Origin of the sequence: Jiella flava (assembly GCF_017349315.1) — a bacterium.
GTDB lineage: Bacteria > Pseudomonadota > Alphaproteobacteria > Rhizobiales > Rhizobiaceae > Jiella > Jiella flava.
The window spans coordinates 71,668-85,855 of the sequence record NZ_JAFMPP010000018.1 but is presented as its reverse complement, the minus strand read 5'-3'; the positions used below and the strand labels follow the sequence as shown (position 1 = coordinate 85,855).

Sequence of the window (14,188 nt, the reverse complement as noted above, 5' to 3'; positions counted from 1 at the left end):
TGTCGATCGCCAACTCTTCGAGCCAGTCGCTGCTGTCGCTGTTCCGCTAAGGGCAGAGCCGGGCCCGACCCGGCCGCAGAGAGACCCCAAACTGAAGGGCCGTCCGCAAGGGCGGCCCTTCGGCGTTCAAGGGGCGCCGTTCAAGGGATATGCTGAAAGCCAGTAACGGCGGCGAGTGCCGTCGCTGTCGCTGTTCCGCTAAGGGCAGAGCCGGGCCCGACCCGGCCGCAGAGAGACCCCAAACTGAAGGGCCGTCCGCAAGGGCGGCCCTTCGGCGTTCAAGGGGCGCCGTTCAAGGGATATGCTGAAAGCCAGTAACGGCGGCGAGTGCCGTCGATCTCAGTCTGATGCGGATGCAAGGTCGGACATGGGGGCGGCTTCGCGCCATGCGACATCCTCGGTGCCCGCCGGATGTGCGATCGGCCGTCCGCACCGCCGCAGCCGACCGCGACCGCGCCGCCATGGCCGTGAAACACTATCGCGCCGGCAATCTCGTCCGCCCCGTCACGCCGGGTTTTTGAGGGCCAGAGCCGATCCTTGATCGCGCGGCCTTCCGCCACGATCGACCCACCGCGCGCCTTGCCCTGCACGGGCTGGTGGCCGGCTTGTCGCTCACGGTCAAAAAGGCGGTCGCGGCCTGCTCGCGCGGGATGTCGTCGACAATGCTATAGAGCGCCCTGCGTCCCATCGGACGCGGAAAGGTCGCTCCAACCCTTTGAATCGACGCATCGTGCCTTGCCGAAAATCGATTCCAATTTTCGGGCCGATGCTGGAGCCGATCGCGTGGAACCGCAGCGCGTCCCCGGTCGCGGCGATGATCGCGCCTTGGACGGTGCCGATCACCGGACGGCTGTCCCGGGTGGCCTTGATCGGCTATTCGATGTCCATTCTCGTGATCATCGTGACTGCTCTTTCGTTGATTGCCGCTTGTGCCGGCCCGGCCCGGCGGTTTTGATCCCCGCGCCGGCGGTGGAGGTGCAGGACAGACGGGTGGCCGTTCAAATTCAAAGGCCGCGCTTCGGGCCTCTTGCGTTGCCCGACCGGCAGGCCAGATGGCCGATGCCTTGATACTCAGCCGTTGCGGACACAAAAAGGGCGCCGGACAATCAAGTCCGACGCCCTTGGCGAGGCGATTGGTCGTGATGCGCGCCGAGCCGGCGATGGCCGGACCGGTCAGCCGATCAGAACTCCGCCCAGCTCTCCGCCTCGGCCCGAGCCTTCGTCTGGGTGTTGCCGGTCTGGCGCATCTGCACCACCGGACCGGCGGCGCGGCCCGTCTTTGGCGCGGCAGACGTCTGCTGCTTGGAGGCGCGGGTGCGGAACATCGCGACCCGCTTGGCCAGCGCTTCTGTCTCGTCCGACATGGTGCGCGCGGCCGCGGTGGTCTGCTCGACCATCGCCGCGTTGGTCTGGGTCACCTTGTCCATGTTGTCGGCGGCGGTCGAAACTTCCTGCAGGCCAACCGACTGCTGCTTGGTGCTGGCGGCGATCTGCGCGATCACCTGCCCCATATCGGTGACCTGGGCGACGATCTCTTCGAGGGCCCGGCCCGAAGCCCGCACCAAATCGACGCCGTTGCCGACCTGATCGGATGAGGTCGAAATCAAGCCCTTAATTTCTTTCGCCGCCTCCGCCGAGCGCTGGGCGAGCGCCCGTACTTCCTGGGCAACGACTGCAAAGCCCTTGCCCGCCTCGCCGGCTCGCGCGGCCTCGACGCCGGCATTGAGGGCGAGGAGGTTGGTCTGGAAGGCGATTTCGTCGATCACCGAGATGATCTGGTTGATCTGCTCGGAGGACTTTTCGATCTCCGCCATCGCAGCGACGGCATCGGCAACCACCTTGCCGCCGCGCTGGGCGTTTTGGCCGGCCTTTTCGGCTGTGTTGCGCGCCTCGCCCGCGCCCTCGGCGGTCTGGTTGACGCCGGCCGCCACTTCGCCGAGCGCGGCGACAGTCTCTTCTAGGGATGCGGCCTGCTGCTCGGTGCGCTGCGCCAGATCCGTCGACGCGGTGCGAATCTCCGCAAGACCGGTGTTGATCGCACCGATGCCGGCGACGACCGAACCAACAGCCTCTTCGAGCTTCTCGACGCTGTCATTGAAGCGCGCGCGGATCGGCTCGAATTCCGCCGCAACGGGCGTGTCCATCCGCACCGTCAGATCGCCCTCGGAGAGGGCTGCGAAGCCGGCATCGACCATGTGCACGAAGCTGCGCAGATCCTCGGCCTTGGCGTTGTCGATCTCGGCCTGGCGGGTGCGCAGGCTTTCCTGTTCGCGGCGGTTCGCGGTGGCTTCTGCTTCCAGGCGCTCCTGTTCGACCGCGGCTTCTTTGAAGCGCAAAACGGCGTTGGCCATCGAGCCGATCTCGTCGCCGCGGCCCATGGCGGGCACCTCGACCGACTTGTCGCCCTTGGCCAAGCGTACCATCGCGTCGGTCATCGCCCGCACCGGGGTCGCGATCGAGCGCAGCAGCACGAGGCCAAACCCAACGGCGGCGGAGGCGGCGAGGATGCCACCAATGATCATGATCGTGCGGGCATTGGCATCGGCATCGAGGCGGTTTTGCGTGCGCTCGGCGATGATTGCAGCCTGTCGATCCTGGATCTTGTCAATCAGGGCGCGGGGGGTGTCGAGGGTGATCGAGCCGCCGAGAGCGATCGCTTGCTCCCGGGTCGCGGGATTTCGGGCGAATTCGATCTGCCGTTCGGCTGAATTGGTCTGCCAGTTCTGGACGTCGGCGACGACCTGATCAACGGCGGCGCGCTGGTCATCAAGCAGCGTCGCCTCTCTGAACTTGTTTGCGGCTTTGATGAAGCGCTGTTTGGCAGCATTATATTCATCGACGTAGCGGTCCTTGCCGCGAGCCAAATATCCGCGCAGCGATGACTGTTGATCGATCATCCCATCCAGCATGTCGCTGGCGAAATTGCTCACATCTTGCGAATGGGAGTTGGCGTCAGCGGCGCGGCTAATGCGGTCGAGGCTTCGATAGACGAACAGGCTCGAAATCGTCGAGACGAGGATAATGACCGCGAATGCGATCGCGAGCTTCGTCGAGATCTTAAAGTTGGCGAAGGACATGGCTCTTTCCGGGATGATAAAGCCACGCAGTTGATCCACGGGGCTGTTGGGAGACGGTGAATCAAATTTTTTATGCTGTTGACATTTGCCGATGTATAACGACGCGAGTTAAATCAAGGTTATCGAACGTCATGCATTTCAGAGACTTATATTTCCTTAAAGTAAGAATAGCTGACTTCTGGTGGTGGTAGAGCCGGCCATCGGGCGCTATGTCGGGTGCGACGAATTCAGCGAGGAGTCTCTTTATGCGAGCCCAACCGCCAGCCTCCCACTATCTTGACGGCGCCTATGTCGAGGACGAAACCGGCGACGCGTTCGAGAGCGTCTATCCGGCAACCGGCGAGGTGCTGGCCAGCTTGCATGTCGCAACCCCGGCGCTGATCGAGCGGGCGGTCGCGGCGGCGAAGCGCGGCCAGGAGCAATGGGCGGCGATCTCGGGTGCGGAGCGCTCGCGCGTGTTGCGCCGGGCGGCTGAGCTGATGCGCGAGCGCAACGAGGAACTCAGCCAGCTCGAGACCCTTGATACCGGCAAGGCGATCCAGGAAACGCGCGTCGCCGATGCCGCCTCCGGTGCCGACGCGCTCGAATATTTTGCCGCGCTCGCCGCTGATCGGCGCGGCGCCCATATCGATCTGCCGAACGGCTTTGCCTACACACGGTGGGAGCCGCTGGGGATCTGCGCCGGGATCGGCGCCTGGAATTATCCGATCCAGATTGCGGCGTGGAAAAGCGCGCCGGCGCTCGCCTGCGGCAATGCGATGATCTTCAAGCCGTCGGACGTCACGCCGCTCTCGGCGCTGAAGCTTGCCGAGATCTACACCGAAGCCGGACTGCCGGCGGGTGCCTTCAACGTTTTGCAGGGCAAGGGTCCGCTCGGCGCGGCGCTGTCGTCGCATCCGGCGATCGCCAAAGTGTCGGTGACCGGTTCGGTCGGCACCGGGGCGAAGGTGATGGGCACGGCCTCCACGACCACCAAACACGTGACCCTCGAACTTGGCGGCAAGTCGCCGATTCTGGTCTTTGCCGATGCCGATCTCGATGCGGCGGTTTCCGGCGCAATCCTCGGCAATTTCTATTCGACCGGCCAGATCTGCTCCAACGGCACCCGGGTCTTTGTCGAGCGCAGCGTGCGCGCCGCCTTTATCGACAAGCTCTGCCGGCGGGCCGCGGCGATTCGACTCGGCAATCCGCTCGATTCCGAGACCCATCTTGGCCCGCTCGTCTCCAAGGCCCAGTACGACAAGGTGCTGGCCTATATGCGGGTCGGCCAGGAGGAGGGCGCGACGCTGGCCTGCGGCGGCGGCCCGGCGACCGTGACCGGTTTCGAGGACGGCTGGTTCGTCGAGCCGACGGTTTTTACCGACGTCGTCGATACGATGACGATCGCGCGGGAGGAGATTTTTGGGCCGGTGATGTGCGTGATGGAGTTCGACGGCGAGGAGGAGGTGATCGCAAGGGCCAACGCCACCGAATTCGGGCTGGCCGCTGGCATCTATACCCGCGATCTATCGCGCGCCCATCGTCTGGCCGCGCGGGTCGAGGCCGGCACGGTCTGGGTCAACGCCTATAATCTGACGCCGGTCGAAATGCCGTTCGGTGGGGTGAAGCGCTCGGGCATCGGCCGCGAGAACGGCCGCGAGGCGCTGGAGCATTACAGCCAGGTCAAGTCGGTCTATGTCGCGACCGGCCCGGAGGATGCGCCCTATTGACGGGCGTACCGTCTGGAGTTTGGTCGCCCGTCGACGGCATGCCGTTGCGTGTGGCGGTGTGTCGTTTCGCCGTGCGGTTTTTGGCCGTGCTGGCGATGCCGTGATGTCGCTGCCGCGAGGCCGAGCCGTCTTGGCGGGCGCCAGGGCGTTGACTTTTGGGCTGCGACATTGTTGCCCTTACAGTGAGCTTTTAAACGTGACGGTTGGCGTCGCGGTGAGGAGGGGCTTTGCGGATATGCGCAGCCCCAGTGTCGCGTGATGGCCACGGGAGAGGGGCGTTTCGGCGTCGGTCATCCCACGCCGAGTGGACTGAGGGAGGAGCCTCGTTGCAGGCGGATGAGGGGCGTCTGGCGCTCGTGGCGATCATGGACCGCCTGTCGGGCGGCGACGAGGATGCGCTGGGGGATCTCTATGAGAGAACCTCGGCGAAGCTTTTCGGGATTTGCCTTCGTATATTGCATGACCGCGAGGAAGCGGAGGATGTCTTGCAGGACGTCTATCTGTCCGTCTGGCGGCGCGCCGACCGATTCGATGCCGATCGTGCCAGCCCGATTACCTGGCTCGCCACCATCGCCCGCAACCGTTCGATCGATCGTCTGCGTCAGATCGGACGGCGCGGCGGCGATCGGCCAATGAACGAGGCCGAGGATGTTGCCGATTCCAGCCCAGACGCGTTCGCGCGTCTGGCGCAGGGGGACGACGGCCGGCGTTTGGCAACCTGTCTGCGCGAGCTCGACGAGCGGACGCAGGCGTCGATTTTGGCCGCCTTTTATGGCGGTTTGACCTACGAAGCCTTGGCGGAGCGCCTCAGCGTTCCACTCGGGACGATCAAAAGCCGGATCAGACGGGGGCTGATCAAGCTCAAGGGATGTCTGTCGCAATGAGCGATGTTCGCGGACCTGATGGGGAAGAGGCCGACCTGGCTGCCGAATATGTGCTCGGCGTCCTCGACTGCGCCGAGCGCCGTTCTGTCGAGCGCCGTGCCGAGCGTGAGCCGGCTCTTTCAAACGAGATCGACGCTTGGACGACGCGGTTCGCTCCGCTGTATGACCAGATTTCCGACGAACCGCCTCCGGCATCAGTCTGGCCTCGGATCGCCAATGAGCTTCGCCGGATGCGACGCCTTGGCCATGATGGTGTGCAGTCGGTTCGCCGCAAGGGCGAGCGCGCGGGGCGTCGGGTTTCCGGCATCTGGCAATGGATCGGCCTCGGCGGCATGGGGCTTGCCGCCGCCAGTCTCGCCGCGCTGATCGTGACCGCCGGTGGTCTTGGCGGCGTCGCGACCAAAGGCGCCGGCGTGGTGCTCGCCGGGACGCTCGTCGATCCGCAGGGCCAGCCGCTGTTTACCGTGGTCTACAACCGCGAGGAAAACGCCGCGACCCTGATCCCGGTGGCCCATGCGGCCGATGGCGGCAAGGTGCCGGAATTGTGGATGGTGCCGCCGAACGGCGCCGCCCCCCTCTCGCTCGGGCTGCTGAATGTATCGAAACCAAGCCACATGCGCATGCCGGTGACGACCGTCGGGGAAAAAGACTCGGCGCTCGCCGTTTCGCTGGAGCCGCCGGGCGGGTCGCCGACTGGCAAGCCGACCGGTCCGGTGGTCGCCTCGGGCGCGCTGCTCAACCTGTAACGAAAGCCCCGACGCCGGCTGCCGGCCGGCGTGACGGCCGCAGGCGCCCCGTGCGTTGGAAGGGGCGCAGACCGTCCAACGCCGCGGGCCGCAGGCCGCCGGCCGAAGGTTTCGCAAAAAACCGATACCGTTTGCCAAGGCGATGCTGTAGGCCCTGCGGGCCATGAGCAAATTGTTTTCGCTTCTTCTCATCGTCATGATGGTCGCGCATCTCGTGCGGCCGCTCGGTCTGCCCGGACTGAGGCAGCGGAGCGATTTCTGGAAACTCGCCGTTGTCGGCTTCGTTTTCTTTGCCATCACTGTCCTGATCCGGCCCGAATAGAGCGCTGCCAACCGATCGGTTCGGTTACGGTGATGCCGCGTTTCCTCGCCGTCGATTCCGGCGAAGCCGCGGCGCGCGCCGCTCCATCCTGGCGACTAAGAGCGACTTGCGTATACATTGAGAACTCGCTCTTTCGTTCGGTTCAGCCGCGGCAGGCGATGGCCGGCCGCCGCCCGATCGGTTCGCAGATCAACGCCCATCTCCCATCATCATTGCATCGGCATAGTTGCGCTCGCTCGATGAAGCGGACACTATGCGGACAAAGAATACGTTGGGGGGGCTGATGGCGTCGGTGACGTTCAGGGACGTCCGCAAGGCATTTGGGGCTGTGGAGGTGCTGCACGGGATCTCGGTCGGGATCGAGGAGGGCGAGTTCGTGGTGCTGGTCGGCCCGTCCGGCTGCGGCAAGTCGACGCTTTTGCGCATGCTGGCGGGGCTCGAACACGTCACCGCCGGCGAGATCTGGATCGGCGACCGGGTGGTGAATGCCTTGCCGCCGAAAGAACGCGACATCGCCATGGTGTTCCAGAACTACGCGCTCTATCCGCACATCACCGTCGCCGAGAATATGGGGTTCTCGCTGAAGCTGAAGGGCGTGAAAAAGGTCGAAATTGCCGAGCGTGTGAAGCCGGCGGCAGAGATTCTCGGCCTGTCGCATCTCCTGGATCGGTATCCGCGCCAGCTCTCCGGCGGCCAGCGTCAGCGTGTCGCCATGGGCCGGGCGATCGTGCGCGAACCGCAGGTGTTTCTGTTCGACGAACCGCTCTCGAACCTGGACGCCAAGCTGCGCGTCTCGATGCGCAGCGAAATGAAGAATCTGCATCAGCGGCTGAAGACGACGACCGTCTACGTCACTCACGATCAGATCGAAGCGATGACCATGGCCGACAAGATCGTCGTCATGCATGACGGCATCGTCGAGCAGGTGGGCCGGCCGCTGGAGCTTTACGATCAGCCGAACAATCTGTTCGTCGCCGGCTTCATCGGCTCGCCGGCGATGAATTTTCTGACCGGCAGCCTCGATCCGGCCGACCGCGGCACCTTCGTGACCGGCGATGGCGCGCGGTTGCCGGTGGCCAAGCCGGTGAAGGCCGAGCCGGGGCAGGAGCTCATCTATGGTGTGAGACCGGAGGCCATCCATCTCGGGGGTGAGGTGCCGCTGAGCGTCACGGTCGTCGAACCGACCGGTTCGGAGACTCATGTCGTCGCCAGACTTGGCGCGAGCGAGCTGACCGGCGTGTTTCGCGAGCGGATCGCCGCGCGACCGGGTGAAGCACTGAACGTCGCCTTCGATCCAACGGCGGTACATGTTTTCGATGCAAGGTCCGGGGTCCGGCTGTCGGCCTGACGACGGACGCACAACGCGTTTCAATGAGCGGACGCGAAGCGTGGTGGCGAGATCCTCGGGCGGTGCGCGCCGGGGCTGATCCGAAAGAGGTGGGAGTCTCTTTCGATGCGGCGCAAGGCCGCAAGACGGTGGGGCATGGTCCGGCTCGTTTCGAGCATCGGCACAAGCCCTCAAGGGTGCAGGAGGGCGACGGCGGCCGCGGGAGCTGCTGGAGGAGTTCGCCCGGTGGAGGAAACCCGCAAACAAAAATGTGGAGGAGATCTTTCATGACCATCAATCGCAGAACCGTCTTGCAAGGCACGGCGGGACTGGCCGCTGGCGCTGCGCTCGGCGGCATCCTCGGCAGTCCTTCGGCCTTTGCCCAAGAGGCGGCCTTGCCGACCTTCACGCCGGAAAAGGGAGCTTCGCTGCGCCTGTTGCGCTGGGTTCCCTTCGTCAAGGCCGAGGGCGAGGCTTGGAACGCCATCACCCAGGACTTCACCAAGAAGACCGGCATCGAGGTTCGCGTCGATGAGGAAAGCTGGGAGGACGTGCGTCCCAAGGCCGCCGTCGCCGCCTCCATCGGCTCCGGGCCGGACATGGTGATGAGCTGGTTCGACGATCCGTTCCAGTATCCGGACAAGCTGGTCGACGTAACGGAACTCGGCAACGCCCTCGGAAAGGCCTATGGCGGCTGGTATGATGGCCTGCTTGGCTATGCCAAGCAGGGCGACAGCTTCATCGACCTGCCGCTTTGCACGATCGGCAACGCCATCTGCTATCGCAAAAGCCATGTCGAAAAGGCCGGCTTCAAGGAATTTCCGGCCGACAAGGCCGGATTTCTCGATTTGCTTGAGGCGCTGAAGAAACAGGGAACGCCCGCCGGCTTCGCTTTTGGCCATGCCGTCGGCGACGGCAATAACTGGGCCCACTGGCTGCTTTGGAGCGAAGGCGGCAAGGTGGTCGACGACAAGGGCGAAGTCGTCCTCGACAGCCCGGAGACCAAGAAGGCGGTGGAATGGGCGAAGAAGGCCTACGAGACCTTCATTCCGGGCACCGAGAGCTGGCTCGACATCAACAACAATCGCGCCTTCCTCGCCGGTCAGGTATCGCTGACGGCCAACGGCGTGTCGCTCTACTATGCCGCCGCCAATGATCCGACGATGAAGGCGATCGCCAACGACATCGGCACCGTCAATCTGCCGGTCGGGCCGGTCGGCCGGCCGATGGAACTGGCGCAGACGACGACCCTGTCGATCTTCAAACACTGCCAATATCCCAAGGCGGCGATGGCCTATCTCGCCCACATGTTCGAAGCCGACAACATGAACAAGTGGCTCGAGGCGGCGAGCGGCTATTGCTGTCAGTCGCTGAAGGATTTTGCCAAGAACCCGATCTGGACGTCGAACCCGATCCTCGCGCCATACGCCAAGGCCTCGGAGAGTCTGACGCCGAACGGTTATTCCGGTCCGCTCGGGCCCGCTTCGGCGAAGGTGATGGCCGACTATGTGCTCGTCGACATGTTCGCCGCCGCGGTGACGGGGCAGGCCTCGACCGAGCGGGCGATCGCCAACGCCGCGCGACGGGCCAAGCGCGCCTACCGCACCTGACGGGGTGAAACGGCGGCCCCGCTCGGCCGGTGCCGCTTCTCGCCCCCGTCCGCGACGCGCCGGTTCGAATCGCCGGCGCGCCGCAAGCCAGCGTCGATGCCGCGGATCCTCTCGCTACCGCCCTTCGCCGCTGCTTTCAGTCACGATGCCGGAGCTTTCCGTCGATGTCCGAGACCGCGATACGGCCGCGCCCCCCGGCCTGGCAGCGCTTTTTCGAGAGCCGCAATGGCCTCGGGCTGGTCTTCATGCTGCCGGCCGCCGTGTTTCTCTTATGCTTTCTGACCTACCCGCTCGCCCTCGGCATCTGGCTCGGCTTTACCGACACCACCATCGGCCAGAGCGGTGAATGGGTGGGTTTTGAGAACTACGAATGGCTGTCCGACGATCCGGTGTTCTGGCTCGCGGTGTTCAACACCATCCTCTACACGGTTGTCGCCTCGGTGGTGAAGTTCGGCCTCGGGCTCTGGTTGGCGTTGATCCTCAATGAGCGCTTGCCGATGAAATCGCTGTTTCGGGCGATCATCCTGCTCCCATGGGTGGTGCCGACGGTGCTGTCGGCGATCGCCTTCTGGTGGATCTACGACTCGCAGTTTTCGATCATCTCCTACGTCCTGATGCAGTGGGGCTGGATCGACCACCCGATCAACTTCCTCGGCGATCCCTGGAACGCCCGCTGGTCAGTGATCGCCGCCAATGTCTGGCGCGGCATTCCCTTTGTCGCGATCTCACTGCTCGCCGGCCTGCAGACCATACCGGCCTCGCTGAACGAGGCGGCGGCGATCGACGGGGCGACGTCCTGGCAGCGCTTTTCCAAAATCACCTTTCCGCTTTTGACCCCGATCATCGCGGTGGTGATGACCTTTTCGGTGCTGTTCACCTTCACCGATTTTCAGCTGATCTGGGTGCTGACCCGCGGCGGGCCGGTGAACGCCACCCATCTGATGGCCACGCTGTCCTATCAGCGCGCGATCCCTGGCGGCGCGCTCGGCGAGGGGGCGGCGATCTCCGTCGCGATGATCCCCTTCCTGCTCGCCGCGATCCTGTTCTCGTTCTTCGGGCTGCAGCGTCGCAAGTGGCAGCAGGGTTCGGATTGAGGGGGCCGAGATGACCAAGGTCGCAACTCATCAGGAGGTTCACGACGACGTCGAGGGAATGTCGCAATTCACCTCGATCCCAAGGCGGATCGTCGCCGTCTGGCTGCCGCTCCTCGTCTTTATCTTCGTCCTCCTGTTTCCGTTCTACTGGATGGCGATCACGGCGATCAAACCCAACCATCAACTGACCGACTACAAGGACTATTCGCCGTTCTGGGTGGTCGGACCGACGCTGGAACACATCAAGTATCTGTTCTTCCAGACCACCTATCCGCAGTGGCTGTGGAACACGATGCTGATCGCCTTCTCGGCGACGGCGCTGTCGCTGTTTTCCTCGGTCTTTGCCGCCTACGCGATCGAACGGATCCGCTTCACCGGGGCACGCTTCGTCGGCATGGCGATCTTCCTCGCCTATCTGGTACCGCCCTCGATCCTGTTCATTCCGCTGGCCTATATCGTCTTCCAGCTCGGCATTTTCGACACACGGCTGGCGCTGATCCTGACCTATCCGACCTTCCTCATTCCGTTCTGCACCTGGCTCTTGATGGGCTATTTCCGGACGATCCCCTTCGAATTGGAGGAATCGGCGCTGGTCGACGGGGCGAGCCGCTGGCAGATCCTCACCAAGGTCGTCCTGCCGCTTGCCGTGCCGGGGCTGATCTCGGCCGGCACCTTTGCCTTCACCTTGTCTTGGAACGAGTTTATCTACGCTTTGACCTTCATCTCGACGCCGGAGATGAAGACCGTGCCGGTCGGCGTTCTGACCGAGCTGGTACGCGGCGACATCTACGAATGGGGGGCGCTGATGGCCGGCGCGCTGTTCGGCTCGCTGCCGGTGGTGATCCTCTATTCCTTCTTCGTCGACTATTACGTCTCGTCGATGACCGGCGCGGTGAAGGAGTGAGCCCGTCTGATGGGTGCCGCAACGGCTGTCGGAGCAGCATTGCCGACAGATCAACGGCGCGGAGGATCGACGATTATCGCTGCTTTCCTGCGCGACTTGATGCTTTTCTAGACAAAGACATGCTTGACAGCGTCGTCATCTGACCTCATTCCCCACGCCACCCGGAAATTGCGATGACTTCGACGGAGTGATGACGATGACGATGGCGCTGGTCTTTCCCGGCCAAGGCAGCCAAGCTGTGGGAATGGGCCGCTCTCTCGCCGACGCCTATCCCGCCAGCAAAGCGGTTTTCGACGAAGTCGACGCGGCGTTGGGCGAAAAGCTCTCGGCGCTGATCTTCGATGGACCGGAGAATGAGCTGACGTTGACCCAGAACGCCCAGCCGGCGCTGATGGCGGTCTCGATGGCCGCCGTGCGGGCGCTGGAAGCGGAGGGCTTTTCGGTTCGCGAGGCGGCCTTCGTCGCCGGTCATTCCCTCGGCGAATATTCGGCGCTTGCCGCTGCCGGTGCTCTCGGCCTTGCCGAGACGGCGCGGCTGTTGCGGCTGCGCGGCGAGGCCATGCAGGCGGCGGTCCCGGCCGGCCAGGGCGGCATGGCCGCGATCCTCGGTCTCGACGCGCCGACCGTTGCCGATCTCTGCGTGCGCGCCGCCGAAGGCGACGTGCTGGCGCCGGCCAACGACAATGGTGGCGGTCAAATCGTTATTTCCGGCACGGCTGAAGCCGTCGCCCGGGCGGTGGCGCTGGCGCCGGAACTCGGCGCCAAGCGGGCGATCCCGTTGACCGTCTCCGCACCGTTCCATTGCAGCTTGATGGCGCCGGCGGCCAAGCGCATGGCCGAGGCGCTGAAGGACGCGGCGATCGCCGCGCCCGTCGTGCCGGTCCTATCCAATGTCACCGCGACGCCGACGCAGGATCCGGCCGAGATCCGCGACCGGCTGGTGCGCCAGGTCACCGGCGAGGTGCGCTGGCGTGAGAGTATGGAATATTTCGCCGGCGCGGGGATCACCGACATTGTTGAGATCGGCAGCGGCAAGGTGCTGAGCGGTCTTGCCAAGCGCATCGACAAGCGTCTTGCCGCTCAGTCGCTCGGCACTGCCGAGATGATCCAAGCCTTTGTGGCGGCCCGTCGCAAAGGCTGAGTTCTTTAAAGCGATCGGTGCGCCCGAAGCCTCCCGAAACCCATTCGAGGAAACCAGACATGTTCGACTTGACCGGCCAGAGAGCCTTGATCACCGGCGCCACCGGCGGGATCGGCGAGGCGATCGCCGCCGCGCTGCACGCCCGGGGGGCGAATGTCGGGCTGCATGGCACTCGGGAGGAAAAGCTTCAGGAGCTTGCCGCCAAACTCGGCGATCGGGCGGTGGTGCTGCCGGCGAACCTGTCCTCGCGCGATGATCAGACCGGCCTGGCTGAACGAGCCGCCGAGGCGCTCGGCGGTGTCGACATCCTCGTCAACAATGCCGGCATCACCAAGGACGGCCTGATGGTCCGCATGTCCGATGCGGACTGGGACAATGTTCTGGAAATCGATCTGACGGCGGCGTTCCGGCTCACCCGGGAGCTGACCCATCCGATGATGCGCCAGCGCTTCGGTCGAATCATCAACATCACCTCGGTGGTCGGTGCGATCGGCAATCCCGGCCAAGCGAACTACTGCGCGGCCAAGGCGGGCATGGTCGGCTTTTCCAAGTCGCTCGCGCAGGAAATCGCCACCCGTGGTGTCACCGTGAACTGCATCGCCCCCGGCTTCATTTCCAGCGCTATGACGGATAAGCTGAACGAGAAGCAGAAGGGCACGATCTTGAACACGATTCCCATGAAGCGGATGGGCGAGGTCGCCGACATCGCCGCGGCTGCCGTGTTCCTTGCTTCTAAGGAGGCGGGCTACATCACCGGCCAGACGATCCACGTCAATGGCGGCATGGCCATGATCTGAAGAGCTGGCGACGGAACGCGCTCCGATCGGCGCTATTGGCGCGGGCGTGCGGAGATGCTAACCAGCCGCCCGTTGCAAATCTTGGGGTTCAACCGAGGATCCCGTCCGCAAAACGGCTTGCGCCGCTTGATAAACCCCCGTCTCACGTCTAACGAGACGACAAACGCCATCACAGCAGAGGAATGACAATGAGCGATACCGCCGAGCGAGTGAAGAAGATCGTCGTCGAACATCTTGGCGTCGAGCAGGAAAAAGTCACCGAGAACGCGAGTTTCATCGACGATCTCGGCGCTGACAGCCTCGACACTGTCGAGCTCGTCATGGCGTTTGAAGAAGAGTTCGGGGTCGAGATTCCGGACGACGCGGCCGAGACGATCCTGACCGTCGGCGACGCCGTCAAGTTCATCGAGAAGAACCAGGCCTGATCGTTCCGTGGTCCGACGGGGCAAACGCGGCGCGCTTGCCCCCGACCTTCCGGCGATGCCGGGCTAGGCCATGGGTCTGATCGATCCTGGTGAATGATCTCAGATGTCGGCTTCGCTCGGACGATTGTCCGCAGTGAGCCGGACACCGGACT

At 64.2% G+C, this 14,188-nt stretch carries 13 protein-coding genes; 12 read left to right on the top strand and 1 reads right to left on the bottom strand.

What is annotated here, in order from left to right:
- The first annotated feature begins 766 nt into the window (after positions 1-766).
- Positions 767-955, top strand: a complete 189-nt coding sequence (locus J1C48_RS16840; RefSeq protein ID WP_207259166.1) for a hypothetical protein — start codon at positions 767-769, stop codon at positions 953-955.
- A gap of 226 nt (positions 956-1,181) precedes the next feature.
- Here J1C48_RS16840 and J1C48_RS16835 read toward each other — a convergent pair whose 3' ends face one another.
- Positions 1,182-3,077, bottom strand: a complete 1,896-nt coding sequence (locus tag J1C48_RS16835; protein WP_207259165.1) for a methyl-accepting chemotaxis protein — start codon at positions 3,075-3,077, stop codon at positions 1,182-1,184.
- Between the two features lie 245 nt (positions 3,078-3,322).
- Here J1C48_RS16835 and betB point away from each other — a divergent pair, with 245 nt between their 5' ends.
- The 11 genes from betB (at position 3,323) to J1C48_RS16780 (ending at position 14,036) form a co-directional block, all read left to right on the top strand.
- Complete coding sequence (gene betB / locus J1C48_RS16830; protein WP_207259164.1) at positions 3,323-4,786, top strand: betaine-aldehyde dehydrogenase; 1,464 nt, start codon at positions 3,323-3,325, stop codon at positions 4,784-4,786.
- Positions 4,787-5,112: 326 nt separating this feature from the next.
- A complete protein-coding gene (locus J1C48_RS16825) occupies positions 5,113-5,670 on the top strand; it encodes a sigma-70 family RNA polymerase sigma factor (protein WP_231081870.1) in 558 nt (185 codons plus the stop codon).
- Positions 5,667-6,416 carry an anti-sigma factor gene (locus tag J1C48_RS16820; RefSeq protein WP_207259163.1) on the top strand — a complete coding sequence of 250 codons (750 nt, stop codon included), beginning with the start codon at positions 5,667-5,669 and terminating at the stop codon, positions 6,414-6,416. Before J1C48_RS16825 ends, J1C48_RS16820 begins: the two co-directional genes overlap by 4 nt.
- A gap of 163 nt (positions 6,417-6,579) precedes the next feature.
- Entirely contained in the window at positions 6,580-6,738 is a 159-nt protein-coding gene (locus J1C48_RS16815; protein WP_207259162.1) for a hypothetical protein, read from the top strand.
- Positions 6,739-7,021: 283 nt separating this feature from the next.
- A complete protein-coding gene (locus J1C48_RS16810; RefSeq protein ID WP_207259172.1) occupies positions 7,022-8,086 on the top strand; it encodes an ABC transporter ATP-binding protein in 1,065 nt (354 codons plus the stop codon).
- A 266-nt stretch (positions 8,087-8,352) separates the two neighbouring features.
- The gene (locus J1C48_RS16805) at positions 8,353-9,675 is read left to right on the top strand and encodes an ABC transporter substrate-binding protein (protein WP_207259161.1); all 1,323 of its coding nucleotides are present in this window, start codon (positions 8,353-8,355) and stop codon (positions 9,673-9,675) included.
- A gap of 164 nt (positions 9,676-9,839) precedes the next feature.
- Positions 9,840-10,769 carry a carbohydrate ABC transporter permease gene (locus J1C48_RS16800; RefSeq protein ID WP_207259160.1) on the top strand — a complete coding sequence of 310 codons (930 nt, stop codon included), beginning with the start codon at positions 9,840-9,842 and terminating at the stop codon, positions 10,767-10,769.
- 10 nt (positions 10,770-10,779) lie between these two features.
- A complete protein-coding gene (locus J1C48_RS16795; RefSeq protein ID WP_207259159.1) occupies positions 10,780-11,673 on the top strand; it encodes a carbohydrate ABC transporter permease in 894 nt (297 codons plus the stop codon).
- A gap of 196 nt (positions 11,674-11,869) precedes the next feature.
- Positions 11,870-12,814, top strand: a complete 945-nt coding sequence (gene fabD / locus J1C48_RS16790) for an ACP S-malonyltransferase (RefSeq protein WP_207259171.1) — start codon at positions 11,870-11,872, stop codon at positions 12,812-12,814.
- A 59-nt stretch (positions 12,815-12,873) separates the two neighbouring features.
- Positions 12,874-13,611 (top strand): 3-oxoacyl-[acyl-carrier-protein] reductase, encoded by a 738-nt coding sequence (gene fabG / locus J1C48_RS16785; protein WP_207259158.1) that lies wholly within the window; start codon positions 12,874-12,876, stop codon positions 13,609-13,611.
- A gap of 188 nt (positions 13,612-13,799) precedes the next feature.
- Positions 13,800-14,036 carry an acyl carrier protein gene (locus J1C48_RS16780; protein ID WP_026358398.1) on the top strand — a complete coding sequence of 79 codons (237 nt, stop codon included), beginning with the start codon at positions 13,800-13,802 and terminating at the stop codon, positions 14,034-14,036.
- Positions 14,037-14,188 lie beyond the last annotated feature (152 nt).